Annotated in this window: 15 protein-coding genes; 7 read left to right on the top strand and 8 right to left on the bottom strand. The window is 65.5% G+C overall.

The genetic code is table 11. From position 1 onward, the window contains the following. Nucleotides 1–62 precede the first annotated feature (62 nt). The 4 genes from DD1DGNOD_RS07635 to DD1DGNOD_RS07620 all read right to left on the bottom strand — a co-directional run bounded on the left by DD1DGNOD_RS07635 (nucleotide 63) and on the right by DD1DGNOD_RS07620 (nucleotide 3,664). Nucleotides 63–1,235, bottom strand: a complete 1,173-nt coding sequence (locus DD1DGNOD_RS07635) for a branched-chain amino acid ABC transporter substrate-binding protein (protein WP_131769757.1) — start codon at nucleotides 1,233–1,235, stop codon at nucleotides 63–65. A gap of 922 nt (nucleotides 1,236–2,157) precedes the next feature. Further along, nucleotides 2,158–2,832, bottom strand: coding sequence for a RibD family protein (locus DD1DGNOD_RS07630; protein WP_131765860.1), 675 nt, complete (start codon nucleotides 2,830–2,832; stop codon nucleotides 2,158–2,160). Between the two features lie 203 nt (nucleotides 2,833–3,035). After that, nucleotides 3,036–3,410, bottom strand: coding sequence for a type II toxin-antitoxin system VapC family toxin (locus tag DD1DGNOD_RS07625; RefSeq protein WP_131769756.1), 375 nt, complete (start codon nucleotides 3,408–3,410; stop codon nucleotides 3,036–3,038). After that, nucleotides 3,407–3,664, bottom strand: a complete 258-nt coding sequence (locus tag DD1DGNOD_RS07620; RefSeq protein WP_131765858.1) for a type II toxin-antitoxin system Phd/YefM family antitoxin — start codon at nucleotides 3,662–3,664, stop codon at nucleotides 3,407–3,409. Before DD1DGNOD_RS07620 ends, DD1DGNOD_RS07625 begins: the two co-directional genes overlap by 4 nt. Nucleotides 3,665–3,781: 117 nt before the next feature. Here DD1DGNOD_RS07620 and DD1DGNOD_RS07615 point away from each other — a divergent pair, with 117 nt between their 5' ends. From DD1DGNOD_RS07615 to DD1DGNOD_RS07600, 4 genes are all read left to right on the top strand, one after another. Further along, nucleotides 3,782–4,366 carry a hypothetical protein gene (locus DD1DGNOD_RS07615; RefSeq protein WP_131769755.1) on the top strand — a complete coding sequence of 195 codons (585 nt, stop codon included), beginning with the start codon at nucleotides 3,782–3,784 and terminating at the stop codon, nucleotides 4,364–4,366. Beyond that, entirely contained in the window at nucleotides 4,366–4,824 is a 459-nt protein-coding gene (locus tag DD1DGNOD_RS07610) for a hypothetical protein (RefSeq protein ID WP_131769754.1), read from the top strand. The genes DD1DGNOD_RS07615 and DD1DGNOD_RS07610 overlap by 1 nt, the downstream gene beginning before the upstream one ends. A 368-nt stretch (nucleotides 4,825–5,192) precedes the next feature. Beyond that, the gene (locus DD1DGNOD_RS07605) at nucleotides 5,193–6,413 is read left to right on the top strand and encodes an FAD-dependent oxidoreductase (protein ID WP_131765856.1); all 1,221 of its coding nucleotides are present in this window, start codon (nucleotides 5,193–5,195) and stop codon (nucleotides 6,411–6,413) included. A 97-nt stretch (nucleotides 6,414–6,510) separates the two neighbouring features. Then, nucleotides 6,511–6,723 carry a hypothetical protein gene (locus tag DD1DGNOD_RS07600; RefSeq protein ID WP_131765855.1) on the top strand — a complete coding sequence of 71 codons (213 nt, stop codon included), beginning with the start codon at nucleotides 6,511–6,513 and terminating at the stop codon, nucleotides 6,721–6,723. Between the two features lie 111 nt (nucleotides 6,724–6,834). Here DD1DGNOD_RS07600 and DD1DGNOD_RS28965 read toward each other — a convergent pair whose 3' ends face one another. Both DD1DGNOD_RS28965 and DD1DGNOD_RS07590 read right to left on the bottom strand, forming a co-directional pair. Beyond that, nucleotides 6,835–8,952: an NACHT domain-containing protein gene (locus DD1DGNOD_RS28965; RefSeq protein ID WP_241251307.1), complete on the bottom strand. Its 2,118-nt coding sequence runs from the start codon at nucleotides 8,950–8,952 to the stop codon at nucleotides 6,835–6,837. Nucleotides 8,953–8,962: 10 nt separating this feature from the next. Beyond that, nucleotides 8,963–9,442, bottom strand: a complete 480-nt coding sequence (locus tag DD1DGNOD_RS07590; protein WP_131765854.1) for a type II toxin-antitoxin system VapC family toxin — start codon at nucleotides 9,440–9,442, stop codon at nucleotides 8,963–8,965. 304 nt (nucleotides 9,443–9,746) lie between these two features. Between DD1DGNOD_RS07590 and DD1DGNOD_RS07585 the strand changes: the two genes are divergently transcribed. The 3 genes from DD1DGNOD_RS07585 (at nucleotide 9,747) to DD1DGNOD_RS07575 (ending at nucleotide 11,508) form a co-directional block, all read left to right on the top strand. Beyond that, on the top strand, nucleotides 9,747–10,805 hold the full coding sequence (locus tag DD1DGNOD_RS07585) for an acyl-CoA dehydrogenase family protein (protein ID WP_346434284.1): 1,059 nt from the start codon (nucleotides 9,747–9,749) through the stop codon (nucleotides 10,803–10,805). Between the two features lie 80 nt (nucleotides 10,806–10,885). Then, nucleotides 10,886–11,113, top strand: coding sequence for an antitoxin (locus DD1DGNOD_RS30725; protein ID WP_131765891.1), 228 nt, complete (start codon nucleotides 10,886–10,888; stop codon nucleotides 11,111–11,113). Next, complete coding sequence (locus tag DD1DGNOD_RS07575; protein WP_131765852.1) at nucleotides 11,110–11,508, top strand: TA system VapC family ribonuclease toxin; 399 nt, start codon at nucleotides 11,110–11,112, stop codon at nucleotides 11,506–11,508. Before DD1DGNOD_RS30725 ends, DD1DGNOD_RS07575 begins: the two co-directional genes overlap by 4 nt. 387 nt (nucleotides 11,509–11,895) lie before the next feature. Here the strand turns inward: DD1DGNOD_RS07575 and DD1DGNOD_RS07570 are convergent, their stop codons facing one another. Further along, nucleotides 11,896–12,117, bottom strand: a complete 222-nt coding sequence (locus tag DD1DGNOD_RS07570) for a PfkB family carbohydrate kinase (protein ID WP_131765890.1) — start codon at nucleotides 12,115–12,117, stop codon at nucleotides 11,896–11,898. A gap of 494 nt (nucleotides 12,118–12,611) precedes the next feature. Beyond that, complete coding sequence (locus DD1DGNOD_RS07565) at nucleotides 12,612–13,577, bottom strand: glycosyltransferase family 2 protein (RefSeq protein ID WP_250645434.1); 966 nt, start codon at nucleotides 13,575–13,577, stop codon at nucleotides 12,612–12,614. Nucleotides 13,578–14,528 lie beyond the last annotated feature (951 nt).

Raw genomic sequence — 14,528 nt, 5'->3', positions numbered from 1 at the left:
GCGGTGGCCGGTACGCCCCATACGCACCTGGTCACCGCCCCACTATCCGTCAGGACTGTCCGTCAGGACTTGATCAGGTCCACGGTGTTGCCGAGAACAGTGATCTGTCCACCCTTGACCTGGTAGATGAAGTCGTTCGCGCCTTCGACCTCACCGTTCGGCTGGAACTTGACGAGCTTGGTGACGCCTTTGTGCTCGACCTTCCCGAAGGCCGATGCCACCGACTGCCGGCTCACGTTGTCACCAAGGCCTTTCAGCACCTGGATAATGGCGTTGGTCGCGTCGTATGCCTCACCGGAGTACGTGCCGGGCCGGGCGCCGCCATTGATCTTCTTGTACGACTCGACGAAGGCCGCCGCGGCTGGATCACTGTTGGCGTCACTGCACGGGCAGGTCAGGTAGGTGCCCTCGGCCGCGGCGGTACCGGCCTGCTCGACGTACTTGCCGTCCAGCGAACCGTCACCGCTTATCGTGACGCCTTTGAAGCCCTTGTCGTGCAGCGCCCTGGACAGTAGGGCCAGCTCGGCATAATAGCCCGAGTAGAACAGGACGTCCGGACTTTCCGAAATAATCTTTGTCGCCTCGGAGGTGTAGTTCTTCGTCGGGTTGATGCCGTCGTGGACCACGGTCACGCCCTTGGCCTTCAGCTCCTTCTCCAGAGCGGCGGACAGACCGGTGCCGTAGTCGCTCTTGTCGTCAAGCGAGAACACCTTCTTCGCCTTCAGCACGGTGGCGATGTAGTCGGCGTCCGCCGTGCCCTGGACCGTGTCCGGAGCGATGACCCGGTAGAAGGTCTTGAAGCCCAGCGTCGTCAGCGCCGGGTTCGTCGCCGAGGGGCTCACCGACAGCAGGCCGGCCTGCGAGTAGAGCGGCTCGCTGGCTTTGGTGGCCCCGGAGAACATCGGCCCGACAACAGCCAGGACGTCCGAGTTGTCGATGATCTTCTGTGCGGCGGTCGGACCCTGATCCGGCGAACCCCCGTCGTCGGACTGCACCAGCTTCACCTTGAAGGGCAGGTTCGCGTCGGAGTTCGCCTCGGCGATGGCGGTCTCCACCCCGTACAGGGCGTTGATGCCGAGCTGCTGGTTGTCACCCGACAGCACCCCCTGGAAGCCGATAGTGATCGTCTTCTTCCCGTCCGACGAAGACCCGTCGTCGCTGCTACCGCATGCCGCGGCGGTCAACGTCACCGCGCTGGCTAGGGCAATTGCCCCCAGGAGTGTTCGCCTGGCCATACATCTCCTCCTACCTGTCCCGCTACCCGTCCCGGACCCGGCGTGGACGACGCATGGTTGCGGTCACGGACTGCTGGTGTGCCCCGCTGACACGCATCTGCGCATCTCCGCCGAGATGTCGGCACCGTAGTCCCCTCCTGAACATGCCGGAAGCACACCCTGCGTGTCTTCCAACGTACCGGTCATCCTGCTTACACCGACTGTCCGCACAGCTGTATCAACCTTGGGTCAGGACAGGTCGAAGCGGGTTCCGCAGAGCCACCGGCCATCCCACCAGAGGACGATGCCACCAGGTGGGACGCTGACGACGCGGAGTGGGACACGATAATGATCAAGGACGAGGCTGAGGCCGCAGGGCAGGCCGTCGCGCGATGAGAGCCATCGCGAAGTCCTGCTGACCACCGGGCAACTCCGCAGGGCTGTTTGCGTTTTTTGGGGATGTCCAAGATCATGATGGCTGTGAGTGTGATGACGGCCGGACGGCACCACCGGGACGAGGACACTGCCTGGACCCGCATGACTGTGTCGTGTCCAAAGATTCTCCACGATCGCATCGAGACACTCGAAACCCATCCGATGATCGTGCAGCGACTCCGCACCTGGGTCACCACGCACCTTCCCCCCCCCAGAAACCCATTGAATACAGGCAACGATTCCACCGCGGACAACCACCTGCATCGCCGTCGGCTGATTGACAGCGACCTCAACCGTCGGCATCCGGATCTGTACGTCCCCCTGTGCGGGTTCCGGTCGACCGGCTGATGATGTTGTCAGCTGTGCTCCATGGACCGAACTGGTGGAAACAGTTTGGTGGAAACAACAGGTGTGGACAGCGCTGGAGTGCTCGGGAAACAAAAGCCCGAACGCCGCCCCGTCCGCGGACCCGTTTCGCGCAAGCAGATCACCATCGGAGACGGACTCGTCAGCCGAGCAGGTAGCGCAGGAGAACGACATCGCCGATCCGGCGGACCTCGGCCAGTTCCATCCGGTGGCCCGCGTGGTAGGGAAAGGTTCCGTTGCCGACGAAGCGGGGTGCGGCGGGGTCCCCGATAAAGAATGGCGCGATCACCAAGTGGATCTCGTCGGCGAGCCCGGCGGTGAGGAACTGGGTGTGGATCGTGCCGCCGCCCTCGACCATCAGCCGGCGTACGTCGCGCGAGACAAGATCCGCCAGGAGGACGTTCAGGTCCAAGGGGTCACCAGCGTCCACGACGGATGCCACGCCGGCGAGGCGTTCACGGGTCTTGTCCGCTGCGGGACTCGCGGTGTAGACGATCTTTTCGACCTGCCCGGCGGTGAAGAAGCGGGCGGTGGGGCCGAGGTCGCCACGGCCGGTGAGGGTGACCTTGACGGGGCTTTCCGGCAGGCCGCGGGTCGCCCGCTCCTCGCGGCGGGCCGCCGAACGGACCAGCAGCCGGGGATTGTCCCGGCGGATGGTGTCGGCGCCCACCAGGATGGCGTCCACACCGGCCCGAACCTCGTCGACCCGGTCGAAGTCGGCGTCGTTGGACAGCAGCAGCCGCTGGTCGGTGGCGTCGTCGATGTAGCCGTCCACGGACGCGGCAACCGACAGCAGGACGTACGGACGTTCGGTCACGTGATACTCCAGGCTCGCCGGTAAGCAGATTTTCCAGGACGCGAGTGAACTCCTCGCCGAGCCAGTCGACTGTTCCGCCGTGATCGGCGTAAACCTCGAGTCGGCACAGGTAGCGTCGAGGTTTCGCGGGTTGCCGACGTCAAGCCAGCCGGCCAACACCCCGTGGCAGGCAAATACGCCCGCATCCCGCCAGCACACAATCCTTACGCCGTGAGGATGGAGACCTCGTACCTGTGGATATCGGCGTCCCTGGTCACGAGAGTCAGGTCCTCGCACCGCGCCTGCGCGACCAGCATCCGGTCGAACGGATCGCGATGTATCGCCGGAAGGCGGCCCGCCGCAATCGCGTGATGATGCCTGATCGGGAGCTCGCGGAACTCACTGTCACGGATGCGCTCCGGCAGATCGGTGGGCCCCTTGAGCCTGCCGATCGCCTGTTTGATCGTGATCTCCCAGATGCTAGCCGGACTGACATACACATCGGGCTCTTCATCGATCAATACCTTGGTCTCTTCGGACAGCGTAGCGTCGTCCGCCAACCACCAGATCACGACATGCGTATCCAGCAGTAACCTCATGATGTCAGACCGAAGTCGTCGGCGATGGCCTGGTTGACCTCAGGAGAATCCCAGTCGTCGGCGAGGACGAGTGTGCTGCGTATCGAACCACGGCCGGTCCGGTGGGCCGCGCGCGTCAGCGGGATCACCTTTGCAACCGGGGTACCGGCACGGCTGATGATGATCTCCTCACCACGCTCGACCCGCTCGATGATGCGCGACAGGTTGGTCTTCGCATCGTGGATGTTGAACTGCACCGCGCTCTCGCCGGACATGGAACCTCCTTAGCTAAGAAGGCTAGTCCAGTTCGGGCAGGGCGACCAGGGCAGAGCAGCCCGCCTTCGTTGTCGTGGGCCGGGTGGTGCGATCCGGCGGCTGGCGGCAGCCCGCGAGTGGGCCGCGGAGCAACACGGCATGAGCGCCTGCTGCGGGCAGCCGACCGGGAGTTCCTCGACGCCAGCATCCGCGCGGAACAGGCCGAGCAGGCCAGGGAACGCCGGCGGGTTCGCCGGCTCCGGCAGATCCTCGCCGGCCTGGCTACTCGCCCTGTGCGTGGCGGTGCCGGCGGCCGGGGTGGCGTTCCAGCAACGCTGGAGTGCACAGCACAGCAGCCAGGCCGTGACCGCACCTTCTCCTTCGCCCCGAAACAGGCCATGAACTGCACGGCGTTCGGACCGCGGGAACGCATTGTCGCATGCGGCGATCAGCTGTACGACGTGACCGATCCCCGCCGTCCGAAAGTGCTGAGTACTCTCCGGGATCCGGACCGGCCCATCCTGGCTGTCCCCGGCAGCGCCTATTTCTCCCCCGACGGAAACATCCTGGTGGTCGCCCAGCTCGAGAACTCCTCTCTGTTCGACGTGTCCTCCCCCAGCAGGCCGAGATTCCGGGCGAAAATCAGCACGCACGTGCCGGTGCCCACCATCGCGTTCAGCCCGGACGGCTCCTCGCTGCATCCGACGGCGGTGACGAAATAGTGCTGTGGGACGTGACGGTCACCGCCGTACCCCACCTGATCACAGCGGTGACCCTGTATGCCTATCCGCGTGGCGTGGCGTTCTCCGAAACCGGCGACACGCTGATCACATACGACGAATACGGCAATGTGGTCAGCTGGGATATCGCACCGCTGCGCGCCGCGGTAACGGATCCGGTGGCTCGCACCTGCCGCCTGGCCCGGGCGGAATGGTCGGTCATGGCTCCCGGCGTCACCTTCGACCGGGTCTGCCCGAGCCTCCCCGAAGCACCGCCACCGCCCTTCCTTCCGATCCCGTTCCAGCCGTCCCCAGTACGGGCGGGAAACTGCAACGGACCGGACATCCTGCGGATGCACGCAATACTCCCGGCGCGTTCAGGACACGCGCTGTGCCCACATGACCCTGAAAACAAGCTATGCCGTGGCTTCTATCGGCGACACGCTCAGGACCGAAACTAATCATGGCGCACTTCGCGGCAACCGACCTACGATCTGAACACGCGTCTTCCAGGATTCCCCGGGTCACCAGTTCGGATCACGGTCGGCCCACAATGGCATATGCCGGGCGTGTCTTGCGCCGCCAGGAGCTTGAACCCGAACCCGCAGATTGAGAGGCACCGGCAGTGCATCCGCAGATGTCCGTCAGCGTCCGCCACATCGGCTGCACGGGCATCCGTCGTTCGCGCGTGTCCACCAACGTCCGCCGGCGTTGCTGTCACCTATTGCAGTCAGACAGACACGCCTGGCCTCTACACTCGTAGCGTTGAGCGCTGTGAGTGCCGAAGACCTCACTAGCGATGAACAGTTCCGGGGGGAGCAAAGCAATCATGCCCACAGCGCTAATCATCGGTGCCGGAATCGCCGGCCCGGTCGCCGCGATGGCCCTGCAGCGAGCCGGGATCGACGTCGTCGTGTACGAGGCGTACCCGGCCCCGGCCGCGGACATCGGTTCGTGGCTCGGCCTGCAGACCAACGGCCTGGACGCGCTGCGGGCGATCGACGTCGACCGAACCGTCAGCGGGATGGGCATCCCGACGCCGTCGATCGCCTTCCGTACCGGCACCGGCAAGGTGCTTGGCGAGATCCCGACCGGCCGACCGCTGCCGGGTGGGGCCACCGGACAGTCGATGAAACGGTCCGACTTGCACCGCACTCTCCGGGACGAGGCGTTCCGGAGAGGGATCGAGATCCGGCACGGCCGGCGCCTGGTGGGCATAACCAGTGGCGTCGACGGGGTCGTTGCCACTTTCGCCGACGGCAGCACCGCGGCGGGCGACCTGCTCGTCGGCTGCGACGGCATCCGCTCGCGGGTACGGGAGCTACTGAACCCGTCCGGCCCGCGGGCGCGCTACGTCCCGGCGCTGAACGTCGGTGGCTACGCCGACCTGGTGCCGCCCGGTGACCGGCCCGGCGTGCTGACAATGACGTTCGGCAGGCGGGCGTTCTCCGGCCACATCGTCACTCCCGCCGAGCAGACGTGGTGGTTCGCCAGCCCGTCGCGGCGGGACGAGCCGGCCGACGGCGAGCTGGGACGGATCAGCGACGCGGAATGGCGGTACTCGCTGCGCCGGCTCTACGGGGTAGACCAGTCCCCGATCGTGGATTTGATCGATGCCACCCCCGGGCCGCTGACCGGCTGGACGACGTACGACCTGCCCGCCGTCCCGGTCTGGCACGACGACCGGACCGTGCTGATCGGCGACGCCGCGCACGCCACCTCACCGTCGTCCGGTCAGGGCGCGTCGATGGCGATCGAGGACGCGGTCATACTCGGGCAGTGCCTGCGCGACCTGCCGGTGCCGCGGGCGTTCGCCCGGTTCGAGGCACTGCGCCGACCCCGGGTGGAGCGGGTCGTGGCCGAGGGCCGGAAGTCCAGCCGGCTGCGCTCGGTCGGGCCGGTCGGGCGGCTGGCCCGGAACCTCGTGCTGCCGCTGGTACTCAAGCACGCTGCCGGGACCGGCGCCGAATCGCTCGCCTGGATGCACCAGCACCACATCGACTGGGATGCGCCGGTGACCGCAGGCGCCCCAACGAACCAGCCCAGCTGACGTCCCACCCCGCTACGGGGCAGGCCGGGACGCTCCTCAAGCACTTCGACGCGGGCGTGAACCACGTCTGCATCCAGCGAGGCGATCTCGATGACGTGTGGCTTCCGATCGTCGGGAGGCCGCTCTCCTCCCGATCACCCGTGACAGGCGTATCCGCTATCGGCTGATCGAGAAGCATCTCCTGCGCGCCTACTCGGTCAAGGGCTTGTTTCTTACCCAGGCAGGGCACATGAACATGCGGGAGATCTTGAAGATGGTCATGCGGCACTGGGATCAGATCGACGCGCTGGCCGAGGCCCCGGGCCCATGAGCGAAGTCTCTCACCCGTGTCGGTATAAACGATCTCAAGTTGCCTGACTGACGCGAGGGCACACAGGCGTACAGCAGAAGCTACTGCTGCCAGTCGTGCGGGTGGTCAGGTTCAACGGGCCAGGCGGCGTTGTAGCTCAACATGGCGGAACTGGTAGACCGCCCCCACCTGACGCAGAACGCCCCGCTCATGCGCGTCGGCCAGGAATCCCATGAACCGCCACGGCACCTGACCGGACGCCGCCAGCCACAGGCGAGCCAGCGCGAACCATCCCCATGCTGCCTGGGACAGCCCGCCGGTGAGCATTCCCGTGAACCAGCCCGCGAGTATGAGCACGAGGACGACCGTGAGCCCGCCGTCCGTGAGCCCGCCGTCCGTGAGCTTGCTCACGAACACAACCATGAACCCGCCTCCGAGCCCATATGTGACCGCGCCCGAGAGCCCCTGCGTGAATCCGAGAATGCGGAAGGCCCGACGATCTCGTTTCAGGACCGTTTTCGGACTCGCCGCTGTCCGCAACTCGGCTACCGCCCCCGTGAGCCCGAACGTAAATCCGACTGTGAGCCCGTATGCGAGACCGGCCGCGATTCCGTAGACAATCCCGGCCGTGAACCCATATGCGAGTCCGTACACGAGCCCGCCCATGCGCCCTATCCTGAACCCGACCAGGCTCGGTTGCCACCGCACTCCGCGGGACGGTTCCATCCGCAGGCCACACACGCGCGCGAACCTGTCCCCGGCCACAAGCCCGGCCATGGCCCCGAGCCCAGGCCCGATCCCGGGCCCGAGCATGAACCTGGCCGCGCATGCGATCCCGAGTCCGAACGCGAGCCCGAAGGTGAGTCGGGCTATGAGGTCGAGGAAACGCCATGGTGCGGCTGTCCGCAGCTGCCACCAGGCTAGGTCGGGAGTGCCGTGGAGGCGGTCTTCCAGGTGGCGGGCAAGGAATTGCAGCCACTGCTGCACCTTGCGGTGCGGGTGCGGGCGGTAGGCGGCCGGGATGAACTCGTCGAGCAGATGTTCCCGCACGCTGGTGGCGGTAGGGAAACGGGTCGGGTTAAGAAGATCAACCGGGTTGGGCACACCCTGCAGGGATTCTCCGCGTCGCGGGTTGTAAATCGTGTGCGCCAGGCTGGCCATCAGCGGTGTCGTCAGGACCCGGGTCACCGGCGGTGGCGAGGTGGCGGTGAAGGACGCCACAACCTCGTCCCAGCGGGCGGTGACGACCGGCCCTCCTGGGGCTTTCTGGAAATAGTCGGCAACCTCGTCCGGAGTGAGCGTACGAAGCACAACCGCGGCGGCGCCTTTCAGTTTGCTTTCGACCCCACCCCAGTAGGAGGGACGGATCGCCCAACGAAACGCCTGTTTCCGGCAGGTCAGGACCAGCCCCTGCCCGTCCGGCAGCATCTCGCTGATCTTCGCGAGTGCGGTGGCGCGCAGCGCCGGGGGAAGCTCGTCGAGACCGTCGAGGATCGGCAGGAGCAACCGGCGGTCCAGCAGCGCCTGCGCCCGGTTACGGTTCTGGCCGGTGGCGTCCGGGGCAGGAGCGTCCAGCCCGGAATGATTGCGGATGAGGCTGGTTTCCAGCCAGCTGGTCAGGTCCTGGTCGGTGGGGTTCCACGACGCCAGCGACAGCAGCACGGGCACCGGCCCGCCTTGCCCGCCCTGAGCGCGGCGGGCGAGCAGGGCCAGGAGCAGACGGACGGCGAGGATCGTCTTGCCCGCACCCGGCTCGCCGAGTATGACCAGCCGACCGGTCGGTATCCGGTCGAGGACGTCGATGATCTCCTTGTCGCGGCCGGCGAGCTGCGCCGGGCTGGTCGCCCACGGCGCTCCGGCCGGTTCGGGGGGCCAGGCCCCGCTCGTGGCCTGCTGCCGAATCGACGACCAGTCCTCGGTCAGCGTCGTATTCGCGGGATCCCAGGCCACCGGCAGCGGATGCGGATCACCGATCTGCCGCCGTCTGAGCTCGCCGTCCCACTGCTTGAACACGGCATCGGCGATCTGGTCCGCGATGACCGCCAGGTCCAGGTCCGGGGGCTTCTGGTAGGCGGCCCAGGCCACCCATCCCCCGGCCACGGTCACCGCCAGCGCGATCCCGCCGGTGACTCCGGTGGAGAGCGTGTCGTCCCACTTCCTCCACACCACGACGGTGACCGCCACCGCCAAGGCGGCAAGCCCCACTGCTACCCACGCCGTACTGCGACGGCGCGCTCGCTGTCCCCCCATACCGCCATCATCACGACCAGGCCGATCGCGCCATGCACCGGCCCGGACCGCCGCCGGGCACGACAACCCTGTCAGCCGGCTCACGTTCATTGCGAAGGTTGCGGACGGGACACTTCAGATCGGGCGTACCGGCGAACTTCCGGTCCACCGTCACCAGTTCGACGCCCAGCACCTCCGCCAGTGCGACGTACGAGGCGTCGTACGGCCACATGGTGTGCCGAAGCTCCCAGATCCGCGGCAGCAACGGCACATGATCGAAACGTCGCAGCCGCATCCGGCCGAGCAGATCCAGAGCACGCGCCCCCTCGTCCGCGGGACGCTTCCCCCCGCGGACCAGACCCCGCAGCGTCGAGGCGCATTCGAGATCGACGGCATGCGGTGCGGCCAGCCGCTCGCCAGCGGCGACGGCGCGCACCTTCTCGGCAACGGGCTCCGACGCCGAGCCGTACGCCGCCGCCTCGGCTCTGGCAGACCGTGGCGCGACGGACACCAAGCATCACGCACACGAGATGATGCGGTCGTCCCGCATACGGCAATTCGTCCCGCCAGCCGAACAGCCCTGGATGGCCAAGGCGGCGCGATCATGCTTCTTCCGCGCCGCCGGAGACCCAGGTCCCCGGATCACTCGAAGGAATCCCATGGCCCCCAGTAACAGCGAGTCCGCGAGCATCATCCCCCAGCCGCCCGACGGCGGGCCGCCCGCGGCCAGAGCGTCCGCATCAGATGCCCCTCCGCTCCCCGCCCCGTCACCGTTCGACCCACCCGAGCACGAGCGTGAGTGGATCACGGTCGCGATGGAACTCGCACCAGCCTTTGCCGCCCGGGCCGCGGAGTTGGACGAGACCGCCGAGCTGCCGATCGAGAACCTGCGGGCGCTGAACGAAGCGGGGCTGGACGTCGCGTTGCTGCCCGTCGTCCACGGCGGCGGTATCTCCTTCCGCGCCTTCGGGCAGGTGCTTCGGATCATTTCCCGGGCGTGCCCATCGACGGGATGTCTCTGGCTCATGCACATGGGTGCCGCTTATGGGCTCGTCACCATGAGCGACGAGGAGAGCGCCCGCTATTACGCGGCGGAGCTCACCGCCGGCAAGCGGTTCGCCAACGCCCTGTCGGAACCGACCAGTGGGAACATGTTTCTTGTTCCGTTGCAGTCGTCGGTTCCCGTCGATGGTGGTTTCCGGCTTGACGGCGCCAAGCGGTTCGTCTCCGGCTGCGAGATCGCCGACCACTTTCTGGTGAACACGCTCGTGGACGGCATCCCGAACTTCTTCGGCGTCGAGCGCGACGAGACGATCAGCTTTGTTCCGATCTGGGACACCGTCGGGATGCGGGCCACTCGCAGCCAGCTCGTCTCCTTCGAGGGCACGGTGCTGCGCGAGGAGCGCCGCTGCCGTCCCTCGTCAGGCGAACAGACGAACCCGATCGAGGTCGGCCTGGCGTTCCTGTCGATCGGAGTCGCCGAGGCGGCGTTCGAAGCACTGGCCGCGCATGCCGGCGCCCGGGTCATCCCGGCGACCGACGCGCCCCTGTCCCACATGCAGTGGGTCCAGTTCGCCGCCGCTGACATGCATGTCCGCCTCCAGGCCGCGACGTTGCTCGCCGAGCGCTCCCTGTGGCTGGCCGACCTTCGTTCCCCAACGGCCCACACCGCAGCCGTCGAGGCGAAGCTCTACGCGAACCAGGTGGCCAAGGAGGTCGCCGACCTGGCAGTCCGAGTCGGTGGCGGCTCCGGCTACCTGCGTACCTCGCCGATCCAGCGGCACTTCCGGGACGCCCAGGCCGGCGCTCTCATGGCCTATTCCGTCGAGGTGTGCCAGGACATCGTCGGCCGAGCCGTGCTCGGAGTGAGCTAGTCCCGGGTCTTCACCGCTGATCGTCCGAAGGGTAACCATTCATGATCAGCATCATGATGCATAGATGTTATGATGATGACATGCGTACCACCATCGACCTCCCAGATGATCTTCATAAGCAGGCCATGTCGATCGCCAGAGATACCTCACGGACACTGAGCGAGACGGTTGCCGATCTCATGCGTCGCGGCCTAGGGCACGGTAGGACGGCGGAGATATCCCGAAGTGAACGGACCGGTCTTCCCGTGGTAAGCCTCGGCACGGTCATCACAACCGAAGACGTTCGTGCCCTGGATGACGATCAGTGACCACTCTCCTGGATGCCAACGTGCTGATTGCGCTCATTGTCAGCGACCACGTCCACCACGACACCGCCGAAACATGGCTCGCCAGCACCGCCGGTAACTTTGCGACCTGCCCGATCACCGAGGGCAGCCTCGTACGCCTGCTCATACGCGAAGGTCAGTCAACGCAGACGGCAACAGCGGTCGTGTCTGCGCTGACGAGCGACCCCCGCCACGAGTTCTGGCCGGACGAGATCTCATACGACGCCGTATCAATGAAAGGGGTCATCGGGCACCGACAGGTCACCGATGCCTACCTCGCGCAGCTCGCCCGTATACATGACGGTCGCCTCGCAAGCTTCGATCAAGGTCTGGCCAAGCTCCACTATGACGTTGTCGACCTGATTCCCACATCATAAAGATAATCTCAATCGACCTTGCCGTCGTCCGTGGACGTCCGCCACGCCCTCAGTCTGCGCCAACCTGTTCCATGAATCGTCAGCGAGTGCCGGATGAGACGAGCATCCCCTTCCGCAGCTGGGCTGAGGAGAAAGCCCCCATCGCGTACTACTAGAACTCCTTTAGTGAGAAGTCAGTCGAGTGTCGAGTCGAGTTGACGTGTCTGGTTGGTCTGAATCTACTCAGGCCTTGAGTAGCCAACCTGAATCGTCGGCTCTTCAAGGGTTCCGAACCGGTGGCGACGCGCCGGCGAGCATGGCCGTCCACGGCCACGCGCAGCCGTCGCGCGGCGCGGCCCGGCGCCGCGATTTGATCATAAAAACGGGGATTTCGGCAACGTGCGGGCATCATGCCGTGGCCTTGTCGGCTCGTCCGATGCTGGCGAGGTCGGCCACGGTGGGAAGGGCCTCGTAAGACCCTGGGCGAGTGACCGTGACCGCAGCGGCTTGGAGCGCGCGGTATACAGCGATCTGCGAATCGCTTCCGGCAGTCAGGTGGAAGGCGAGAGCGGCGGTGAAGGCATCGTTGGCTGCAGTGGTGTCGACGACCTCGACCGGCCACGCTCGGATTGGCGGCCGGGGAGAGCCTGAAGGAGATGGCGGACCGGTTGGGGCACTCCACGGTGGTCATGACCGGCGACGTGTACACGACCGTTCCGGCTCAGGTGGCGAGGGATGCGGCGGAGCGTCGTGCAACGTTGATGCAATACGGTGCACACCCCCGTGCACACCCGACCAAAAAGAATCTTGCTATGGGGAAAGATCTGACCGAAAATGCCAAGTCGGGATGGATGCACCGCCAGGGACTTGAACCCCGAACCCGCAGATTAAGAGACGCGTCCGCGACGTCCACCCACGTTGCTGTCAGCTGATCCCAGGGGAGCCGGTGGCGCCGCGCATCACGAGCTTTGGAAACCTGTGATCCGGACGGCCGCTGATCTGGGCCGGAACGCTCCTGCCCGGGGCAGCGGCCGTCCGCTCCCTTCCGTTGTCGACCGGTAGGGCCAGATTGCTGACCGGTGCTACTGGCATGCGAATGGCACATTCCCGGATCGACATCACCATCATAGATAGCTGTTACCGGCCACCACGAGGGCAACGCAGAAAAAAGGCAGGAGGAGCATGAAAGCCGACAGTGGGCGCCGGATCGTCCGCAGCGTCACGCCGAACGGGACGGCGGTGGTACGAGAGCATTCCCAAGCGTGCAGGAGCGACACGGCCAAGAGCACCGACAAATAGGTAATGCCAATCAGCAGAGAAAGCAGCACATAGCCTCCTGAATGCCGGGTAAGGGCGCCGGCTATTGAGCCGATGGTCGAAATCGCGCATAGGGCTATAAAAGGTGCGACCAACTTCAGTGGAAACTGTTCGATCGGCTGATTGCCTTTTACCGTCACCTTGAAGGTGACGGATCTGGATCGGACCTGCTGGATGATCCCAGCGACAATACCGAAGCCAACGGTGGGCCATCGAGTCAGCACGAAGAGCACCATCTCCCAGGCCACGAGCTTGGAATTGGTTGGGCGCAGGAACCCCCGACGGCGGAGATAGACGTTGAGGCTCAACACGCTCAGGTAACCGAGGCATCCAAGTACGAGGGGCCGGACGTCAAACGTTTCTTCCCAGGAAAGACTGGTCCAGCACCCCACTGATGGGAACAGCATGAAACAGATCATTATATAGACCAGTGCAGGATAATAGCACACCGCGAAAATGAACCGTGCTTTGAGCAGCAATGGAAGTGATCGCAAGTACCTCGGGACTACCCCGAGAGACAGCGCTGTGAGGCTTCGCGCCCACTGGAACTCCTGGGTAAGCATGGCTGCAAAGGTGGGCGGACCTTCGCCGTGGGCTTCGGCATCCACGGCGAAGGCGCCATCCCATCCGGCGGCGCACAGCAGATAGGTGGTGCTGAAGTCCTCCGCGAGCTCCGGGCCGATGCCGCCGATGTCCCGCAGGGCGGCGGTCCGTACCGCGTAGTGCGAGCCGATGCACACCGGGGCAAACCAGCCGTTCGAGCCCAGTTGCACGGGACCATGCAGTCTTGCCTCCCGATAGAGGCGTCCCGGGCCGCCCACGAGTCGGCTGCGTTGGTGTCACAAACACTCGGCGCGGCGACGTACCCGATGGACGGGTCGGAGAAGGGCCGGACCATCTCGGTCAGATAGCCCGGTCCGGGCATGTGATCGATGTCGATCTGGACGACTATGTCGTAGTACTTGTAGCCCCAGTGGTCGTAAAAGAAAGCCAGGTTCCCCTCCTTGCATTTGGTCCTTCTCGGCCACTCCTGACGATGATAGTTTTGAAAGCCTTTTCGCGTGGAGACACCCACCCCCCGGGCCTCGCACCACTGGTAGCACTCCGGTGACGGGTCCTCGTCGCAGATCCAGACATCATAGTGATGCGGAAAATTCTGCCCCAACATGCCGGACAGCGTCTGACGGGCCACGGCCCACGGCTCGGACGGCGCCTTTGTCACGACAAAGGAGACGCGAAAATCCCCAACGGCAACGCCGGATTGACCCGACGCAATTTCACCGAGGTGATCACAATGTATGTCAGGGAGCCTCCGATGGATCCCAGGACACCGAGGAAGCCCAGAAAGCCCAACTGTGCCGGGCGGAACCAGGAGCGCCAGAAAAGCATTAGCACACCGACGTAGCACAACATGAAGAAGATCGAGACGACCCGGGTACCTCGGCCAAGAGCTGGCACGAAGGTTGGGAGGTGGTCGAACTCTGGCTCGCGGATGCCCTACTGCGGGTCTGTCCGCGGGACGAGCCCTGGAGGCGGTACCGACACCTTCCCACCCGGCGGAACAGGCGGAACGGCTACCGGCGCCGTGGTGACCCCGCCAGGTACCACAGGCGCCGAGTCGCCACTTCCCGCGCCGCTCCCGGCTGATCGCCCAGAATCCGGCAGCGTCGCCTGCCAAGGAATCAAATTTTTGAGCTCGCTTGTGTCGACAGGATTCGCCACTG

Source organism: Candidatus Protofrankia californiensis, assembly GCF_900634765.1.
Classification (GTDB): Bacteria; Actinomycetota; Actinomycetes; order Frankiales; family Frankiaceae; genus Protofrankia; species Protofrankia californiensis.
This window is presented reverse-complemented; position numbering and strand designations above follow the sequence as displayed.

What these genes read in the sequence shown, in the direction of transcription:
- DD1DGNOD_RS28965 (WP_241251307.1), bottom strand. Translation starts at nt 8,952, where the DNA reads ATGGGGGGACAGCGAGCGCGCCGTCGCAGTACGGCGTGGGTAGCAGTG.
- DD1DGNOD_RS30725 (WP_131765891.1), top strand. Translation starts at nt 10,886, where the DNA reads ATGCGTACCACCATCGACCTCCCAGATGATCTTCATAAGCAGGCCATG.
- DD1DGNOD_RS07635 (WP_131769757.1), bottom strand. Translation starts at nt 1,235, where the DNA reads ATGGCCAGGCGAACACTCCTGGGGGCAATTGCCCTAGCCAGCGCGGTG.
- DD1DGNOD_RS07605 (WP_131765856.1), top strand. Translation starts at nt 5,193, where the DNA reads ATGCCCACAGCGCTAATCATCGGTGCCGGAATCGCCGGCCCGGTCGCC.
- DD1DGNOD_RS07585 (WP_346434284.1), top strand. Translation starts at nt 9,747, where the DNA reads ATGGAACTCGCACCAGCCTTTGCCGCCCGGGCCGCGGAGTTGGACGAG.
- DD1DGNOD_RS07620 (WP_131765858.1), bottom strand. Translation starts at nt 3,664, where the DNA reads ATGTCCGGCGAGAGCGCGGTGCAGTTCAACATCCACGATGCGAAGACC.
- DD1DGNOD_RS07625 (WP_131769756.1), bottom strand. Translation starts at nt 3,410, where the DNA reads ATGAGGTTACTGCTGGATACGCATGTCGTGATCTGGTGGTTGGCGGAC.